The sequence below is a fragment of the Streptomyces sp. NBC_00490 genome (assembly GCF_036013645.1).
Lineage (GTDB): Bacteria > Actinomycetota > Actinomycetes > Streptomycetales > Streptomycetaceae > Streptomyces > Streptomyces canus_F.
The window spans coordinates 4,490,928-4,509,040 of sequence record NZ_CP107869.1 but is presented as its reverse complement, the minus strand read 5'-3'; the positions used below and the strand labels follow the sequence as shown (position 1 = coordinate 4,509,040).

15 protein-coding genes are annotated in these 18,113 nt (G+C 72.4%); 10 read left to right on the top strand and 5 right to left on the bottom strand.

What is annotated here, in order from left to right:
• Nucleotides 1-60 precede the first annotated feature (60 nt).
• Genes OG381_RS20240 through OG381_RS20230 form a run of 3 tightly spaced genes read right to left on the bottom strand, consistent with a single transcriptional unit; the run spans nt 61 to nt 2,865 of the window.
• Entirely contained in the window at nt 61-1,362 is a 1,302-nt protein-coding gene (locus tag OG381_RS20240) for a coenzyme F420-0:L-glutamate ligase (protein WP_327717470.1), read from the bottom strand.
• On the bottom strand, nt 1,359-2,318 hold the full coding sequence (cofD, locus tag OG381_RS20235; protein ID WP_327717469.1) for a 2-phospho-L-lactate transferase: 960 nt from the start codon (nt 2,316-2,318) through the stop codon (nt 1,359-1,361). The genes OG381_RS20240 and cofD overlap by 4 nt, the downstream gene beginning before the upstream one ends.
• A gap of 34 nt (nt 2,319-2,352) precedes the next feature.
• Nucleotides 2,353-2,865, bottom strand: a complete 513-nt coding sequence (locus tag OG381_RS20230) for a cysteine dioxygenase (protein ID WP_327717468.1) — start codon at nt 2,863-2,865, stop codon at nt 2,353-2,355.
• Between the two features lie 593 nt (nt 2,866-3,458).
• On the opposite strand from OG381_RS20230, the gene OG381_RS20225 reads away from it, so the two are divergent.
• The 3 genes from OG381_RS20225 to OG381_RS20215 all read left to right on the top strand — a co-directional run bounded on the left by OG381_RS20225 (nt 3,459) and on the right by OG381_RS20215 (nt 9,022).
• Complete coding sequence (locus OG381_RS20225; RefSeq protein WP_003990679.1) at nt 3,459-3,722, top strand: WhiB family transcriptional regulator; 264 nt, start codon at nt 3,459-3,461, stop codon at nt 3,720-3,722.
• Between the two features lie 180 nt (nt 3,723-3,902).
• Nucleotides 3,903-7,535: a glycosyltransferase gene (locus OG381_RS20220; protein ID WP_327717467.1), complete on the top strand. Its 3,633-nt coding sequence runs from the start codon at nt 3,903-3,905 to the stop codon at nt 7,533-7,535.
• Nucleotides 7,532-9,022: a DUF5719 family protein gene (locus OG381_RS20215; RefSeq protein WP_327717466.1), complete on the top strand. Its 1,491-nt coding sequence runs from the start codon at nt 7,532-7,534 to the stop codon at nt 9,020-9,022. Before OG381_RS20220 ends, OG381_RS20215 begins: the two co-directional genes overlap by 4 nt.
• A 6-nt stretch (nt 9,023-9,028) precedes the next feature.
• On the opposite strand, the gene OG381_RS20210 is transcribed toward OG381_RS20215, so the two are convergent.
• Nucleotides 9,029-9,472 (bottom strand): metallopeptidase family protein, encoded by a 444-nt coding sequence (locus OG381_RS20210; RefSeq protein WP_307037397.1) that lies wholly within the window; start codon nt 9,470-9,472, stop codon nt 9,029-9,031.
• Nucleotides 9,473-9,766: 294 nt separating this feature from the next.
• Here OG381_RS20210 and OG381_RS20205 point away from each other — a divergent pair, with 294 nt between their 5' ends.
• The 7 genes from OG381_RS20205 to OG381_RS20175 all read left to right on the top strand — a co-directional run bounded on the left by OG381_RS20205 (nt 9,767) and on the right by OG381_RS20175 (nt 17,357).
• On the top strand, nt 9,767-10,186 hold the full coding sequence (locus tag OG381_RS20205; protein ID WP_327717465.1) for a DUF3499 domain-containing protein: 420 nt from the start codon (nt 9,767-9,769) through the stop codon (nt 10,184-10,186).
• Nucleotides 10,187-10,356: 170 nt separating this feature from the next.
• On the top strand, nt 10,357-11,973 hold the full coding sequence (locus tag OG381_RS20200) for an L-lactate permease (protein WP_327717464.1): 1,617 nt from the start codon (nt 10,357-10,359) through the stop codon (nt 11,971-11,973).
• Nucleotides 11,974-12,074: 101 nt separating this feature from the next.
• Nucleotides 12,075-13,439, top strand: coding sequence for a phosphomannomutase/phosphoglucomutase (locus OG381_RS20195; protein ID WP_327717463.1), 1,365 nt, complete (start codon nt 12,075-12,077; stop codon nt 13,437-13,439).
• A 239-nt stretch (nt 13,440-13,678) separates the two neighbouring features.
• Complete coding sequence (locus tag OG381_RS20190; protein ID WP_078936097.1) at nt 13,679-13,849, top strand: Trm112 family protein; 171 nt, start codon at nt 13,679-13,681, stop codon at nt 13,847-13,849.
• 87 nt (nt 13,850-13,936) lie between these two features.
• Entirely contained in the window at nt 13,937-15,064 is a 1,128-nt protein-coding gene (locus tag OG381_RS20185) for an SIS domain-containing protein (protein ID WP_327717462.1), read from the top strand.
• Nucleotides 15,065-15,105: 41 nt separating this feature from the next.
• Nucleotides 15,106-16,257, top strand: a complete 1,152-nt coding sequence (manA, locus tag OG381_RS20180) for a mannose-6-phosphate isomerase, class I (RefSeq protein WP_327717461.1) — start codon at nt 15,106-15,108, stop codon at nt 16,255-16,257.
• Nucleotides 16,258-16,373: 116 nt separating this feature from the next.
• Entirely contained in the window at nt 16,374-17,357 is a 984-nt protein-coding gene (locus tag OG381_RS20175) for a cation diffusion facilitator family transporter (RefSeq protein WP_327717460.1), read from the top strand.
• Between the two features lie 47 nt (nt 17,358-17,404).
• Here the strand turns inward: OG381_RS20175 and lepB are convergent, their stop codons facing one another.
• Nucleotides 17,405-18,073 (bottom strand): signal peptidase I, encoded by a 669-nt coding sequence (gene lepB, locus OG381_RS20170; protein ID WP_327717459.1) that lies wholly within the window; start codon nt 18,071-18,073, stop codon nt 17,405-17,407.
• Nucleotides 18,074-18,113 lie beyond the last annotated feature (40 nt).

Sequence of the window (18,113 nt, the reverse complement as noted above, 5' to 3'; positions counted from 1 at the left end):
GGAGAGGGCCCGCGAGAGTCCTACGAGGGTCCCCTCGAGCCTAGAGGTACGGTGCCGCCCTCACCGCACCTCGATGAACATCCCCGCGTCCCGGTCCGGACGCGGCCCCGGCTCCCGCGCCGGATGCCCGACCGCGACCGCCCCCATCGGATCCCAGTCGCCGGGCAGCCCGAGCACCTCGCGCACCACGTCCCGGCAGAACATCGTCGAGGACACCCACGCCGACCCCAGCCGCTCGCCGGCCAGTGCGACGAGGAAGTTCTGCACCCCGGCCCCGGTCGCGACGACGAACATCTCCCGCTCGGCGCCGTCCCGCCGCGGATCGCCGTAGTCGTGCGAGCCGTCCATCACGAGACACGGCACCACCAGGTACGGCGCGTTGCGCAGCACATCCCCGCGCTTCACCCGCTTGGCGATCGACTCCTCGCTCTTGCCGTCCCGCCGCAGGTCACCGATCCAGGCGTCCCGCATCGCGTCCAGCAGCCGGGTCCGTGACTCCGCGGACTCCAGCAGCACGAAACGCCACGGCGTCGTGTGGTGCGGCGCCGGAGCCGTCACGGCCGCGGCGACCGCGCGGCGCACCGCGCCGGGGTCGACCGGCTCGTCGGTGAAGGCCCGCACCGTACGGCGCTGGGTCACCGCCTGCCGGATCGCCTCGGAGGTGCCCAGCCGGAACATGTCGTCGCGCGCGTCGCGCACCATGGCACCCGCCCCCTCCCCGTGCTCCTCGGCCACCACATGCGCGAGCCCCCGCACGACCGCGACGGGCAGCCCGGCGGCCTTGCCCTTCACCAGGTCGCCGGCGGCGGCGAGTTCGTCGGCCGTGGCGACGACGGTCGCGCTGAGCGGATTGCCGTGCGCGTCCGTGCCGCCCCGCAGGTCGTCGAGCACCCGCACACCCGCCGCGCCGATCGCCACATCCGTGAGCCCGGCGCGCCACGGCCGCCCGAAGGTGTCGGTGACGAGGACCCCGACGTCGACGCCGAGCAGGTCGCGCAGTCCTTCGCGGATCGCGCGGGCGGAAGCGTCCGGGTCCTCGGGCAGCAGGAGGACCGTGCCGGCGGGGGTGTTGGAGGCGTCGACCCCGGCCGCCGCCATGATCAGGCCCTGCCGGTTCTCGACGATCCTCAGGGCGCCGCGTCTGGCCACCACGCGGACCGTCTCGGCGTCGATCGCCGCCTCCCGGTCGGCCGCCTCGACGACCCGGCCCTCCGCCTTGGAGACGATCTTGGAGGTGACGAGGAGGACGTCACCGTCGGCGAGCCCGGGCTCGGCGGCGGCGATGAGCTTGGCGAGGTCGTCGCCGGGCGCTATCTCGGGAAGGCCGGGCACGGCCCAGGCGCGGAAACCGTCCGTGGTCATGACGCGCGTACTTCCTCTGCCAGCGCGAGTGCCTCGCGGGCCATCTCGGCGGTCGCGTCGAGGTCCGTCATCATCAGCGGTACGGCCCGGCAGCGGATGCCCGCCGTCTCGATCCGGTCCACCGAGCCCGCGTCCACGGTGTCGACGAGCCAGCCGTCCAGCAGCCCCGAGCCGTAGTGCTCGGCCACCGCCGCGGCCGTCGACTCCACGCCCACCGCGGCGAGCACCTTGTCGGCCATCCCGCGCACGGGCGCGTCCCCGACGATGGGGGAGAGACCGACCACCGGCACCCCGGCCTCGGCGATCGCCTCGCGGATGCCGGGCACCGCGAGGATCGTGCCGACCGAGACGACGGGGTTGGACGGCGGGAAGAGGATGACGTCCGCCTCGGCGATGGACTCCAGGACGCCCGGCGCGGGCTTGGCCTGCTCCGCGCCCACCGGCACGATCGCCTCCGCCGGGACCGAGGCCCGCAGCCGCACCCAGTACTCCTGGAAGTGGATCGCCTTGCGCTCGCCGTCCACCTCGACGGCCACGTGCGTCTCCACCCGGTCGTCGGACATCGGGATCAGCCGCACGCCCGGCTGCCAGCGGTCGCAGAGCGCCTCGGTGACCGCGCTGAGCGGAAACCCGGCGCCGATCATCTGCGTCCGCACGATGTGCGTGGCGAAGTCCCGGTCGCCCAGTCCGAACCACTCCGGCCCCACGCCGTACGCCGCGAGCTCCTCCTTGAGATGGAAGGTCTCGTCGGCCCGGCCCCAGCCCTGCTCCTCGTTGATGCCGCCGCCGAGCGTGTACATCACCGTGTCGAGGTCCGGGCAGACCTTCAGCCCGAAGAGGTGGATGTCGTCCCCGGTGTTGCCGATGACCGTGATGTCCGCGTCCGGCGCGGCCTGCTTCAGACCGCGCAGGAACCGGGCACCACCGATGCCGCCTGCCAGAACCACAATGCGCATGGGGGCAAGTCTTGCAGGCCGGTACGACAACGCGTCAGGCGGTGACGACGTCCACCTCGTCGTACGTCGCGGGGGCCGCGGTGCACGCGGTGTACATCGGCATCTCCGTCAGGCCCGGGTAGTAGACGTGCAGGGTGACCGCCGGCTCCAGGGCGTCGTTGACGACCTCGTGCACATAACCCGGCGCGAACACCCGCTGCGAGCCCGTCCCCAGCGCGCGCGTGCCGCGCTCCGTCCGCTCGGTCAGTTCGCCGTCCAGGACGGTCAGCACCCCGGAGGACCGGCCGTGGTCGTGCAGACCGCTGCCCTGACCGGGCACCCAGGAAAGCAGCCACACCTCGTACCCCGGCCCGGTGCGCAGCCGGTGGTACCAGCGCGACGTGGCGTCGTATTGCACCAGGTGCTCCCACTGGGAGCGGTCGGCGGCGATGGAGCGGGCCAGGCCGACGAACTCGGCGACGGTGGCCGGGTGCTCGCGCGGGGCCTGGAGCAGGTGCGGTACCTCGAGGATGTCGCCGGCGATCTGGAGGTCGTTGTCGCTGTTCATGGGATGCGCTGGTTCCTCAGTGAAAGAAGGTCAGAGGGGAACAGAAGAGCCGAGTCGCAGGGCGACTCGGCTTCAGCCGGAGCGGGTGTCGCTCAACAGCTGGGACAGCAACAGCTACAGCGCGCGCGGGCAGCACCGTGGGACCCGGCGGTGCGGGTCGTGGTGAGTGCCGAGTTCGCGAGCATGCCCACAAGGACAGCGGCTCACACCCGGCACTGTCAACTCGACACCGACATGTGGGACATGTTTCACCTCATCCGGTCCATCTGTGAGGTGAAAGGTTTGTTCAGAGGTCTACCGGGACACATGGCGCACAACCGGGCGCGCGGAACGGGATCGAAGTTCTGGGCGTCCTTCTCCGTACAGGTCCTGCGCGGGTCGGAAGTTCCCCCGGGCCCTATCTGCTTGTCAAGGTTTATGGCGATTTGAACACTTTCTGCTAGGCCTTGGTTCCGCAGAGTGAATAAGGGGCCCAATAGCAGATCTCGGCTTGACTCGCCCGGAGCAGCACACTTGTAATTTCACTCGTGTCGTTCAGCCGACATCGGTAACGGCTAGATCACGGGGACGCGAAAGACAGACGAGGGGCGCACATGACCGAGCTGGTGCAGCAACTGCTGGTCGACGACGCGGACGAGGAACTCGGCTGGCAGGAGCGCGCGCTGTGCGCCCAGACCGACCCCGAGTCCTTCTTCCCCGAGAAGGGTGGCTCCACCCGCGAGGCCAAGAAGGTCTGCCTGTCCTGTGAAGTCCGCTCCGAGTGCCTCGAGTACGCCCTCGCGAACGACGAGCGGTTCGGCATCTGGGGCGGCCTGTCCGAGCGGGAGCGCCGCCGCCTGAAGAAGGCGGCCGTCTGACCGGTCGGTGCCACACGGCACGCACATACGGGACTTACGGCCCGTCGCAGGTGGGTTGTCCACAGGCGGCGGGCCGTCCCCATGCCCAGCCGATAGTGTGGGCGCTCGTCCGAGACGCCCCGCTGTCCCCTGGGGGCACAGGCGTCCACCGCAGTCCACCGAACCGGGGCCCGTACCTCGATGTCCGTGCACAGCCACACGGCAGCTCACGACGCTGCCACTCCCGAGTTTCCGCGTCATGTGGTGACCGCGGTCCTCGTCTCCCACGACGGCGCCCGCTGGCTGCCCGACGCGCTCGCCGGGCTGCTCGGCCAGGAGCGCCCCGTCCAGTTCGCCATGGCCGCCGACACCGGCAGCGCGGACGAGTCCGCGCAGCTGGTCACCGAGGCCCTCGGACCGGACCACGTGCTGCACCTGGCCCGCCGCACCGGCTTCGGCCAGGCCGTCGAGGAGGCCAACCGCAGCGCGCCCCTCCTCACCCCCGAGGAGCTGCCGTACCTGAAGCGGCCCAGCGGCTGGGACCCCGTCACGCGCTCGTGGCGCGACGACGCCTACGACCTGCCCGAGCTCCCGCACGGAGAGCCGGTGCAGTGGCTGTGGCTGCTGCACGACGACTGCGCCCCCGAACCCGACGCCCTGGCCCAGCTGCTGAGGGTCGTGGAGAACGAGCTGGAGCTCGGCCGGGACGACGTCGCCGTCGTGGGCCCCAAGCTCCGCGGCTGGTACGACAAGCGGCAGCTGCTCGAGGTCGGCGTCACCATCGCCCACTCCGGGCGCCGCTGGACCGGCCTGGACCGCCGCGAACAGGACCAGGGCCAGCACGACCACGTCCGGCCCGTGCTGGCCGTCTCCACCGCCGGCATGCTCGTGCGCCGCGACGTCTTCGACCAGCTCGGCGGCTTCGACCGACGCCTGCCCCTGATGCGCGACGACGTCGACCTGTGCTGGCGTGCCACGGCCGCCGGCCACCGTGTCCTCGTCGCCCCCGAGGCGGTCGTACGCCACGCGGAGGCGGCCTCCCGCGAGCGCCGCGCCGTCGACTGCGTGGGCCGCACCGCGGCCTCCCCGCACAAGGTCGACAAGGCGGGCGCCGCCTACACCCTGCTCGTCAACAGCCGTACGGCCGTGCTGCCCTGGGTCCTGCTGCGACTCGTCGTCGGCACGGTGCTGCGGACGGTCGCCAACCTCGTCGGCAAGGTCCCCGGACAGGCCCTCGACGAGATCCGCGGCCTGCTCGGCACACTGCTGCGGCCCGAGCGGATCGTCGCCGGCCGCCGCAGGCGCGGCACCCCGGTGGTCGACAAGGGTGAGATGCGGCCGCTGTTCCCGCCCCCCGGCGCGACCGTGCGGGCCACCGTCGAACAGGTCGCCGGTGACCTGTTCGGCAGCTCCGACCCCGAAGCCACCTCGGGCGCGGGACGACACGGCGGCGCGGTCGAGTCCGGACCCGGCGGCGACGACGCCGACTTCCTGGAGATCGAGCAGTTCGCCCGCGTCAAGCGCATCGCCCGCAAGCCGGGACCGGTGCTCTTCCTGGTGCTGCTGCTCGTCTCGCTGGCCGCCTGCCGTGCACTCCTCGGCGCCGGCGCGCTCACGGGCGGCGCCCTGCTGCCCGCCCCGGCGGACTCCGGCGAGCTGTGGTCGCGCTACCTCGACTCCTGGCACGCGGTCGGAGCCGGAGGAACCACGTCCGCGCCGCCGTACCTGGCGTTCGTCGCGATGCTCTCCTCCCTGCTGTTCGGGTCGACGGGCCTCGCCATCACGGTCCTGCTCGTCTGCTCGGTGCCACTGGCCGGCGTCACCGCCTACTTCGCCTCCCGCCCGCTCGTCGAGTCGCGGCTCCTGCGCGCGTGGGCGGCCGTCGTCTACGCCTTCCTGCCCGCCGCCACCGGCGCCCTCGCCGGCGGCCGCCTCGGCACCGCCGTCCTCGCGATCCTGCTGCCGCTCATCGCCCGCGCGGGCATCGCCGCATCCGGCCTCGCGAACACCTCGGACGCGCGCGGCAGTTGGCGCGCCACCTGGGCGTACGCCCTGCTGCTGACGGTCACCACCGCGTTCACGCCGATCATCTGGCCCCTCGCGCTGCTGCTCGGCCTCGGCGTCCTGGCCGTGCGCCGCGCCGACATCACCGCCTACGGCCTGCGCTTCCTGGCCCAGTTCGGCACGCCCCTGCTGATCCTCGCGCCCTGGTCGCTCACGCTGCTCCCGTTCGGGTTCTTCGACGAGGCGGGCCTCGCGTACGGCACCTCGGCCGCCTCCGCCCTCGACCTGCTCGGCGCCAGCCCCGGCGGCCCCGGCACGGTCAGCGGGCTGATGCTCATCGGCGTCGTGCTGGCCGCGCTGGCCGCCCTGCTGCGCTCGGAGCGTCAGTTCGGCATCTGGACGGCCTGGACGGTCGCCCTGGCGGGCCTCGTCTTCGCGGTCCTGTCCAACGGCTCGGCCTGGGCCGGCCCGGCCACCCTCGTCTACGGCCTCGCCCTGCTGGCGGCCGCCGTGCTCGGTGCCGACGGCGCACGCGCGCGTGTCGCCGAGCAGAGCTTCGGCTGGCGCCAGCCGGTCGCCGCGCTGATCGCCTTCGCCGCCGCCGCGGGCCCGCTGCTCGTCGCCGCCGGCTGGATGCTCGGCGGCGCCGACGGCCCCGTCGAGCGACGCGACCCGGTGCAGGTGCCCGCGTTCGTCGCCGAGGACAGCAACAACCGCGACCGGGCCCGCACCCTCGTCCTGGACAGCGACTCCACCGCCCACGTCGGCTACATGCTGGTCCGCGGTTCCGGCGCCCGCCTCGGCGACGCCGAGCTCACCGCCGCCGACGGCGAGAACAGCCGCCTCGACAAGGTCGTCGCCAACCTCGTCGCCGGTTCCGGCGCCGACCAGTCCGACCAGCTCGGCAAGTTCGCGGTGCGCTATGTCCTGGTCCACAAGGGCGCCCCGCGCGAGGTCACCCGCGTTCTGGACGCCACCCCGGGCCTGACCCGGCTCAGCCAGCAGCACCGCAGCGCGCTGTGGCGCGTCGACCAGGACGTCGCCCGCGCCACCATCGTCAGCGGCTCCGGCGCCCCGACGCTCGTCGCCGCGGGACCCGTCGAGATCCACACCACGATCCCGGCGGGCGACGACGGCCGCACCCTGCGCCTCGCCGACACCGCCGCCGAGGGCTGGACGGCCACCCTGGACGGCAGGCCGCTGACCGCCAAGACGGTCGACGGCTGGGCCCAGGGCTTCGAACTCCCGGCTTCCGGCGGCAGGCTGGACGTCGTCTACGACGACCCGATCACCCACACCGCCTGGCTGTGGGTGCAGGGTTCCCTCGCGGTCGTCCTCGTGGTGCTCGCCCTGCCGGGCCGGCGCCGCGACATCGACGACGACCTCCCCGAGGAGGAGCGCGCGATCCCCGCCCAGGCGGTGGAGGGCGAGGGCCGCCGCGCCCGCCGTCTGCGCGCCCAGGCCGAGGCCGAGGACTCCGCCCAGGGCGACGAGCCCGTCTCTCCTCCTTCGGAGGAGACCCCGGTGCCGGTTCCGCAGCAGCAGACCTACGGGATGGACCAGGCGGGTTACCAGGGCGCCGAGTACAACACCTACGGCGGTGACCAGTACCAGGCCGCCCAGCAGTACCCGGCGGGCGGCTACGACCAGCAGAACTACGCGGACCCCTACCAGGGCGGCCAGTACGACCCGTACGCCTACGGCGGACAGGCGCAGCAGCCGTCGTACGACCAGTACGGGCAGCCGTACGACCAGGGTTACGACGCGACGTACGACCCGGCGCAGCCGCAGCAGCACGGCGGCGAGCACCCCGACGGGAGCCAGCAGTGAACCGCACCACCGTGTCCCTGTTCGCCTGTGTGACCGCCCTCGCCGCCGTCACCGGGTTCGCCACGCTCACCACGCCCGACGCGTCCGGCACGGACACCGCCACGACCGCCACCGAGCTGCCCGTGGAGCGCACGAGCCTGCTGTGCCCGAGCCCGAGCATCTCCGACCTCGCCGAGACGTCGTACACGTCCTTCACGCCCGTCACCGAGGGCGCGGGCAGCGACGGCGAGGCCGGACTCGTCTCCGCCGCGCAGGAGTCGCAGGACGGGAAGAAGTCCGGCAAGAAGAAGGCCGACAAGCCGGTCCTCACCCCGAAGGAGCCCGGCACCCCGGTCACGGGTGACACCTCGGGCGGTGACTCCCCGGCGCTCATCGGGACCGCCGAGGGCCAGTTCGCGCCCGGTTGGACCGTGCAGGAGACCACCGAGGTCGCCGCCGGCACCGGACGCGGCCTGCAGGGCGTCAACTGCACCGCGGCCGACACGGAGTTCTGGTTCCCCGGTGCCAGCACCGACGCGGACCGCACCGACTACGTCCACCTGACCAACCCCGACGACTCGGCGGCCGTCGTCGACGTCGAGCTGTACGGCAAGGACGGTGCGCTGGAGGCCCCGGCCGGCGAGGACATCACCGTCCCGCCGCACTCCAGCGAGCCGATCCTGCTGTCCACGCTCGTCAGCGACAAGCAGACCAACCTGACCGTGCACGTCAACGTCCGCAGCGGCCGGGTCGGGGCCGCGGTGCAGGCCCTCGACGACAAGATCGGCGGCGACTGGCTGGCGGCGTCCACGGACCCGGCGGCCAGTCTCGTGCTGCCGGGCATCCCCAAGGACGCCACCGACGTACGCCTGGTCGCCTTCACGCCGGGTGACGCCGACGCCGACCTGAAGGTGCAGCTCGCCTCGCCGTCCGGGCTGATCACGCCCGCCGGGAACGAGACGCTGCACGTCAAGGCGGGCATGACGACCGCGGTCGACCTGGGCGACGTCATGCGCGGGGAGGCCGGTTCGCTGGTGCTGACGCCGACCGACGAGTCCGTGCCGGTCGTCGCGGCGGTCCGGGTCACCCGTGGCAAGGGTGACCAGAAGGAGACCGCTTTCATTCCGGCCACGCGCGCGGTGGGCACGCGCGCGACGGTCGTCGACAACAGTGCCAAGGGCACCACGCTGTCCCTCGTGGCCCCCGGCCGCGGCGCGCAGGTCCAGGTGACCGCGTCGGCGGGCAGCGGCGGTGGCAAGGCGGCCTCGAAGACGTACACGATCAAGGGCGGCACCACGCAGGACATCGAACTGCCGGTCCCGAGCGGTCTGAAGGGCACGTACGCGCTGACCGTCGAGCCGGTGTCGGGCGGCCCGGTCTACGCGGCCCGGACCCTGACGGACACGCAGGACGGTGTCCCGGGGTTCACGGTGCAGACGCTGCCGGACGACCGGGGCATGGTCCAGGTGCCGCAGGCCGATCAGGACGTGTCGGTGCTGCAGAGGTAGGGCCGGTCAGTCCTCGCCGTAGCGCGGGTCGACGGTCTCGGGTGTGAGCCCCAGCAGTTCGGCGACCTGTTCGACGACGATCTCGTGCACCAGGGCCGCGCGTTCGTCGCGGCCCTTGGTGCGGATCTCCACGGGGCGCCGGTACACCACCACGCGTCCGGGGCGTCCCTCGCGCGCGGGAATCGTGCCGCCGAGGGGGACCGCCTCGTCGTTCCAGGTCTCGCCCTCCAGCCGGGGTACTTCCAGCACGAGGAAGTCGATGTCGGCGAGCTGCGGCCACCGGCGTTCCAGGCGCTCCACGGAGTCCTGCACCAGGTCCGCGAACGCGTCGGCACGGCTTGCCGCGAGCGGTACCTGGGGCGGGGCGATCGGGCCGCGCATGCCCCTGCCGTGGCGGTCACGTCGGCGGGGCCCGGGGGCGGCGGCACGGGGCGGTACGGGGTTGTCCATCACTGGTGAAGCGTAGTCCCCGGCGGGGCCGGGCGCCGGGGCCCACGCGGTGCGCCGACGGTGTTCGGCCGCCACATACGGCATGTCGCGGGATGACCATTCCGGCCAAGGTTGGGCTCGATTCCGTATCTCTCCGAGACCGGTGATCTCAAGGCAATTGACCGTGTTTGTACCGGCTGGTGATCGGACCGCAGAGCGTCCGAGATCTTGGAAAGCGATGTCTACGCAGGTCAGTGAGGTGTGACCGGAGGGGCGTGTGGGGCGTTTCACACCACGACACGGTGGAGTGACCTGGTGGAGAGTCGTCGCGGCCCGCTCAGGAGTGCGGTACCGTCCAACATCGTGAGCCCTGTACGTCGCTGTTCGCGCACCGCTTGCGGCCGCCCCGCCGTCGCGACGCTGACGTACGTCTACGCCGACTCGACCGCGGTCCTCGGCCCGCTCGCCACCTACGCGGAACCCCACTGTTACGACCTGTGCGCCGAGCACTCCGAGCGCCTCACCGCCCCCCGTGGCTGGGAGGTCGTCCGGCTCCTCGACAGTTCGACCCCCGCCCGTCCCAGCGGTGACGACCTGGAAGCGCTTGCCAACGCGGTCCGCGAGGCGGCCCGTCCGCAGGAGCGCGCCGCACAGGCCGGCGGACGACGCGCGGCGGACCCGATGGAGGTCGCTCGCCGCGGCCATCTGCGGGTGCTGCGCTCGCCCGACAACTGAGCCGGTTCTCCCGGGCTCGCCCGACTGCCCCCGTTCCTGTGTGCGTTCGGTGCATATTCCGCTCAGTGACGCACACCCATTGACGACCGCTTGGCGCGGACACGACCATTCCGGAAGCCGAAACGAGAAATCGCTTTCCGCATGACGGAATCGGAATCGGGGAGGCGCCCGTGTACGTCCAGGAACTGGAACCCGTCGCCGACTCACTGGGCCTGTCCGCCCTCGTCGCCACCCTGCCGCTGGTGATCGTCCTCGTCCTGCTCGGCGGCGTCCGCCTCAAAGCCCACCTCGCGGGCCTCATCGGCCTTCTGACGGCCGTTCTGGTCGCCTGGCTCGCGTACGGCATGCCCCTGGGCCAGACCCTCTCCAGCGGCGCCCAGGGAGCCGTCTTCGGCCTCTTCCCCATCCTGTGGATCGTCGTCAACGCCCTGTGGGTGTACCGGATGACGGTCCGCACCCGGCACTTCGACATCCTGCGCCGCTCCTTCGGGCGGCTCTCCGACGACCCGCGCATCCAGGCCCTCGTCGTCGCCTTCTGCTTCGGCGCCCTCCTGGAAGCCCTCGCCGGCTTCGGGGCGCCCGTCGCGATCTGCTCGGTCATGCTCGTCGCGCTCGGCTTCGACCCGGTGCGCGCGGCGGTCGTCGCGCTGGTCGCCAACACCGCGCCGGTCGCCTTCGGCGCGATGGGCACCCCGGTCGTGACGCTCGCCCAGGTGACGGAACTGCCCCTGGACACCGTCGCGTCCGTGGTCGGGCGGCAAACCCCGCTGCTGGCTCTCGTGGTGCCGCTCGTGCTGGTCTACCTCGTCGACGGGCGGCGCGGTCTCAGGGAGACCTGGGTGCCCGCCCTGGCCTGCGGAACCGCCTTCGCCGTCGGCCAGTTCGCCGCCTCCAACTACGTCTCCGCCCAACTCGCCGACATCGGCGCCGCCTTGCTCGGCGCGGCCGCCCTCGTCGCCGTCCCCCGCGCCCGCGTGCCCGCCACCGAGTCCGTACGCGCGTCCGTGCTGACCGGCACCCGCAGCGAGGAACTCGACGAGGCGGACCCGCGCGGTGACGTCGTGCGCGCCTACGCCCCGTACGCCCTGATCGTCGTGATCTTCTCCCTCGCCCAGATCCCCGCCGTCAAGGACTGGCTGGCGAAGGCGACCCAGACCTACGACTGGCCCTTCCTGAACGTCGTGGGCCCCGACGGCGACCCGGTCGGCGGCAACGTGTTCACCTGGCCGATCGTGGCCACCGGCGGCACGCTCGTGCTGCTCGCCGGACTGTGCACGGCGGTCGTCCTCGGCGTGCACGCGCGCGTGGCGGTCAGGGAATGGCTCGCCACCGTCCACGAGTTGAGGTTCGCGATCCTGACCGTCACCTCGGTGCTGGCGCTGGCGTACGTCATGAACCTCTCCGGACAGGCGGCCACCATCGGCCACTTGGTGGCGGCGGCCGGCGCCGGACTCGCCTTCCTCTCCCCGGTGCTGGGCTGGTTCGGCGTGGCCGTCTCCGGCTCCGACACCTCGGCCAACGCCCTGTTCGGAGCGCTCCAGGTCACCGCGGCCCGCGAGTCGGGGCTGTCGCCGGAGCTCCTGGCCGCCGCGAACAGCTCGGGCGGCGTCCTCGGCAAGATGATCTCCCCGCAGAACCTCACCATCGCCTGCGCCGCCGTCGGTCTGGCCGGCCGCGAGGGGGACCTGCTGCGCAAGGTGCTGCCCTGGAGCCTGGGGCTGCTGCTGGTGATGTGCCTCATCGTCGTCGGGCAGAGCTCGCCGGTTCTGGGGTGGATGCTGCCCTGACCTGAGGTTACGTCCAGGTTCCACTCAGGGGACGCGCGGCACCGCCGTCGGTGGGGGCGGGTAGTTTGGGGCGACCGACCGACTTTGAGAAGGGTTAGGCCGTGGCTGCTGATCTGTCACAGCTCGTGAAGGCGTACGACGTGCGCGGTGTCGTTCCCGACCAGTGGGACGAGACGCTGGCCGAGCTCTTCGGGGTCGCCTTCGTCCGGGTGACCGCGGCGACCGCGATCGTGGTCGGGCACGACATGCGGCCCTCGTCCCCCGGCCTGTCGCGTGCCTTCGCGCGCGGGGCGGCCGCGCAGGGGGTCGACGTCACCGAGATCGGCCTGTGCTCCACCGACCAGCTGTACTACGCCTCGGGCGCGCTGGACCTGCCGGGCGCGATGTTCACGGCCTCGCACAATCCGGCCCAGTACAACGGCATCAAGATGTGCCGCGCGGGCGCCGCCCCGGTCGGCCAGGACACGGGGCTCGCCGAGATCCGCGCACTGGCCGAGGGCTGGATCGACTCGGGCGCCCCGGCCCCGACGGCCACGCAGGGCACGATCAGCCGGCGCGACACGCTGGAGGACTACGCGGCCCACCTGCGGGGCCTGGTCGACCTGACCTCCATCCGCCCCCTGAAGGTCGTCGTGGACGCGGGCAACGGCATGGGCGGCCACACGGTCCCCACGGTCTTCGCGGGCCTGCCCCTGACGCTCGTCCCGATGTACTTCGAACTGGACGGCACCTTCCCGAACCACGAGGCCAACCCCCTCGACCCGGCGAACATCGTGGACCTGCAGAAGCGGGTGCGCGAGGAGTCCGCCGACCTGGGCATCGCCTTCGACGGCGACGCCGACCGCTGCTTCGTCGTCGACGAGAACGGCGACCCGGTCTCCCCGTCCGCGATCACCGCCCTGGTCGCCGCGCGCGAGCTCGCCAGGAACGGCGGCAGCGGCGTGATCATCCACAACCTGATCACCTCCTGGTCGGTGCCCGAGGTCGTCGAGGAGCACGGCGGCACGCCGGTACGCACGCGCGTGGGCCACTCCTTCATCAAGGCCGAGATGGCGAAGTCCGGCGCGATCTTCGGCGGCGAACACTCCGCCCACTACTACTTCAAGGACTTCTGGAACGCCGACACCGGCATGCTCGCCGCCCTCCACGTCCTCGCCGCCCTCGGCGGCCAGGAGGGCCCCTTGTCCGCCCTCGTGGCCGAGTACGACCGCTACACCGGCTCCGGCGAGATCAACTCCACCGTCGCCGACCAGACCGGCCGCCTGGCGGCGATCCGCGCCGCGTACGAGCCCCGGGAAGACATCACCCTGGACGAACTCGACGGCCTCACGGTCAGCGCCTCCGACTGGTGGTTCAACGTCCGCCCGTCCAACACCGAGCCCCTGCTGCGCCTCAACGCGGAGGCACGGGAGGCGACGACGATGGCGAAGATCCGGGACGAGGTACTGGCGATCATCCGGGCGTGACGGCACGCGCGCGGACGAGGTCCTTCGGGCCGATGGCGTCCAGGGGGCAGAGCCCCCTGGGGGCGGGGTCGAAGGGGCGGCAGCCCTCGGAGGATGGGACGGGTAGGGGCGGCGGGTGCGAACACCGCCGGGCCCCATCCACCCACTCTGTCCCCAACCCCCACACCCACCTCCCCTCCGGCGGTACCCTGACCAGGCACATCCGCACAGGCACCTGCCCGCCCCCGAAGGGACACCCCATGCCGCTCGAAGCCGGCCTCCTGGAGATCCTCGCCTGCCCGGCCTGTCACGCCCCCCTCGAGGAGCAGGACACCGAGCTGATCTGCACCGGCCAGGACTGCGGCCTGGCATACCCCGTCCGCGACGGCATCCCCGTCCTCCTCGTCGACGAGGCCCGCCGCCCCGCGTAAGCGTCCCCCGGCGACCAGCCGCAGGGAGCGCCGGCAACGGCGACCCGAGTGACCGACGAACCCGGCGATCGCAGGAGGCTGCCGCCCATGCTCGACGAATCGCTGCTCGACACCCCCGAGGCCCTCTCGGCGGCCGACCGCCGAGGCCTGCTCCGCGGCGCCGCCGAAGCAGGCGCCCGAGTCCGCACCGCGGCGAGGCACACCGCCGAGGCCGGCGTCAACGAACTGAAGCCCGACGGCCGCCCCCGCGCGGTCCTGATCGCGGGCCCCGGCGCCGCCGCCATCTGCGTCGCCGACCTCCTCGGCACCCTCGCCGGCGCCGGCAGCCCCGTCATCCGCCTGGCCCCCACCGGCGTGGCCCCCGCGGCCGGCGCCCTGCGCTGGGAACTCCCGGGCTGGACGGGCTCGGTCGACGTGCTCCTGATCGCCACCTCCGACGGCACCGAACCGGGCCTGTCCCTCCTCGCCGACCAGGCCTACCGCCGTGGCTGCACGGTCGTCGCCGTGGCCCCCGCGAACACCCCGCTCACCGAGGCCGTACAAGGCGCCCACGGCCTCTTCGTACCCCTGGCGACGGCCCCCTACGAGGAGGGCGAAGCCCTCGCCGCGTCCGCCCCCGGCATCCTGTGGGCCCTGCTCACCCCGCTGCTCGCGATCCTCGACCGCACCGGTCTGGTCACCGCCCCGCCGGACGTCCTGGAGAAGGTCGCCGACCGCCTGGACCACATCGCCGAACGCTGCGGCCCGGCCATCGCGACGTACAGCAATCCCGCCAAGACCCTGGCCACCGAACTCGCCGACGCGCTCCCGGTGATCTGGACGGAGGGCGTCTCGGCCGGTCCGGCGGGCCGCCGGTTCGCCGCCGCCCTCGCCGAACTCGCCGGCCGCCCCGCCGTCGTCGCCGAACTGCCCGAGGCGCTCGCCGCCCACAACGCCCTGCTGGCGGGACCGCTCGCCGCCAGCGCCGACCCGGACGACTTCTTCCGCGACCGCGTGGAAGAAGCACCGGTGATGCACGCGCGCGCGGTGCTGCTGCGCGACCGTCCCCTCGGCGGTCTCTCCGCCGCCCCCGCCGCCCGTGAGCTGGCCCTGAGCCACGACACCCCCATCAGCGAGCTGGAACCGGAGGAGGGCGGCGAACTGGAGACCCTCGCGGAACTGATCGCCATCACGGATTTCGCCGCGGTTTACCTGGCGCTCGCTTCCGGCACCTGATCATGCCCAGGCCGTTCTGACCGTCGTACAGAAAGAACCCCATGGACCGCCTCGACAACACGATCCGCCCCTACGCCTGGGGTTCCACCACCGCCATCCCCGCACTGCTCGGCGTCGCCCCGAGCGGTGAGCCGCAGGCGGAGATGTGGATGGGCGCCCACCCGGGCGCACCCTCGCGCACGGGACGCGGCACGCTGGTCGAGGTCATCGAGGCCGACCCGGAGCGCGAGCTGGGCGCGGACGCCGTCACCAAGTTCGGCCCCCGCCTGCCCTTCCTCCTCAAGATCCTCGCTGCCGGGGCCCCGCTCTCCCTCCAGGTGCACCCCGACCTGACGCAGGCCAAGGAGGGTTACGAGGACGAGGAGCGCCGCGGGATCCCCGTGGACGCCGGGCACCGCAACTACAAGGACGCCAACCACAAGCCCGAACTCATCTGCGCGCTCACCGAGTTCGACGGCCTGTGCGGCTTCCGCGCCCCTCTCGAAGCCGCCGGCCTGCTCGCCGGCCTCGGCGTGGACTCCCTCAAGCCGTACGTCGACCTGCTGCACGCCCACCCCGAGGAAGCGGCGCTGCGTGAGGTCCTGACGGCCGTACTCGGCGCGGACCGCGAGGAGATGGCCCGTACGGTGACGGAGTCCGCGGCGGCCTGCGCCCGCCTCGGCGGCGGGTACGCCCCGTACGCGGACATCGCCCACCACTACCCGGGCGACCCGGGCGTCATCGCCGCGATGCTCCTCAACCACGTCCGGCTCCAGCCCGGCGAGGCCCTGTTCCTCGGCGCCGGCATCCCGCACGCCTACCTCAGCGGCCTCGGCGTCGAGATCATGGCCAACTCCGACAACGTCCTGCGCTGCGGCCTGACCCCCAAGCACGTCGACGTCCCCGAACTCCTGCGCATCGTCCGCTTCGAGGCCGCCGACGCGGGGGTGCTGCGCCCCGAGGCGTCCCCGGACGGCGAAGAGGTCTACGAGACGCCGATCGACGAGTTCCGGCTGTCTCGGTACGTCCTCCCCGAAGGCGGCGCCGCACACGACCTCACCCGCGCCACCCCGCAGATCCTGCTGTGCACGGCGGGTTCCGTCCGGGCGGGGGAACACGAGCTGAACCCCGGTCAGTCCGTCTTCGTTCCCGCAGGTGAGAAGGCCGACGTGACCGGGGCGGGCACCGTCTTCCGGGCCACTGTGATCGTATGACCGGGGCTGTGGACACCTGACACACCTCTGCCCGGAAGGGCTGCAACAATGGCCCACTGGCAAAGGACGGGCAAAGGCCTGGACTGCGTGGACATACGAAGGGACAACGCGAACACATGAGCGCGACAGGCGGAACCAAGGCGATCGTGGCGGCACTTGGCGCCAACCTCGCGATCGCGGCATCGAAGTTCGTGGCGTTCCTCTTCAGCGGCTCGTCCTCGATGCTCGCCGAGTCCGTCCACTCCCTCGCCGACTCCGGGAACCAGGGCCTGCTGCTGCTCGGCGGCAAGAAGGCCCAGCGCGAGGCCACCCCGCAACACCCGTTCGGGTACGGCCGCGAGCGCTACATCTACGCCTTCCTCGTCTCCATCGTGCTCTTCTCGGTCGGCGGCATGTTCGCGGTCTACGAGGGCTACGAGAAGATCAAGCACCCGCACGAGATCGAGCACTGGTACTGGCCGGTGGGCGTCCTCGTCTTCGCGATCATCGCCGAGGCCTACTCCTTCCGGACGGCCATCAAGGAGTCCAACGGCCTGCGCGGCGGGCAGTCCTGGAAGCAGTTCGTCCGCCACGCCAAGGCGCCCGAGCTGCCGGTCGTCCTCCTGGAGGACCTCGGCGCGCTCATCGGTCTGATCCTCGCCCTCGGCGGCGTCGGCCTGGCCCTCGCCACCGGCGACGGCGTCTGGGACGGCATCGGCACCCTCTGCATCGGCATCCTGCTCATCCTCATCGCGCTCGTCCTGGCCGTGGAGACCAAGTCGCTGCTCCTCGGTGAGTCCGCGGGCATCGAGGCGGTCCAGAAGATCGAGGCCGCGATCGTCGACGGCGACGTCGTCACCGGCATCATCCACATGCGCACGCTCCACCTCGGCCCCGAGGAGCTCCTGGTCGCCGCCAAGATCGCCGTCCAGCACGACGACACGGCCACCGAGGTCGCCAACGCGATCAACGCCGCCGAGGCCCGTATCCGCGAGGCCGTCCCGATCGCCCGCGTGATCTACCTCGAGCCGGACATCTTCAGCGCGTCCGAGGCCGCCAAGGGCGCCGACCGAGAGGCGACACCCGGAGGACCGGCGCAGCACGACGCCGCCGGCCACTGACACCCACCGAGGGGGCCCACCGGAATTCCGGTGGGCCCCCTCGGCTGTCAGACCCGCACCGCCCAGGGCGGCGGTGGCGGCACCACGGCCCGCGCCTTCCGTCGTACGACCATCGCGGCGATCCCCAGCCCGGCGGCGACCAGCACGAGCACCACGCCGGCCGTCATCGCCACCCCGAGGACCACCGGCACGGTGTAGTCGTCGATCACCCGCCCCCGGATCGCCGACGTCGGCAGCGTCCCGCCGTGATCGTCGAGAAAGGCCCGCGAGTCACGGGCGTTCGCACGGTGGTCGCCCAGCAGGAACAGCCGCCCCTCGGGGACCCGTACGTCGTAGGCGGGGAATCCGCCGCCGGCCTCCGCGCCCTTGAGATAGGGCTCCCGCAGCGGCTCCCCGTTCAAGGTGACCCGCGCGTCCCCGGTGCAGCACGTCACCCGGTCCCCGCCCACTCCGACGACCCGCTCGATCACCAGCGCGTCGACGCCGTACCGGTCCGGCGCCGAGAACACCACGACGTCCCCGCGCCGCACCTCGCTCCCGTCGATCCGCTCGAAGACGACCCGGTCGCCCCGCCCGAACGTCGGCGCCATGCTCTCGCCCGACACGACGGAACCCCCGAAGGCATACCGTCCGTAGCCGACGCCGCCCAGCCCCGCGAGCAACCCCACCAGACCCACCACGACGGCCGCGATCCCCAGCCCCCGAGCCCTGCCCATCAGCCACTCCCTCCCCACACGGAACATCCGCGGCGGCAGA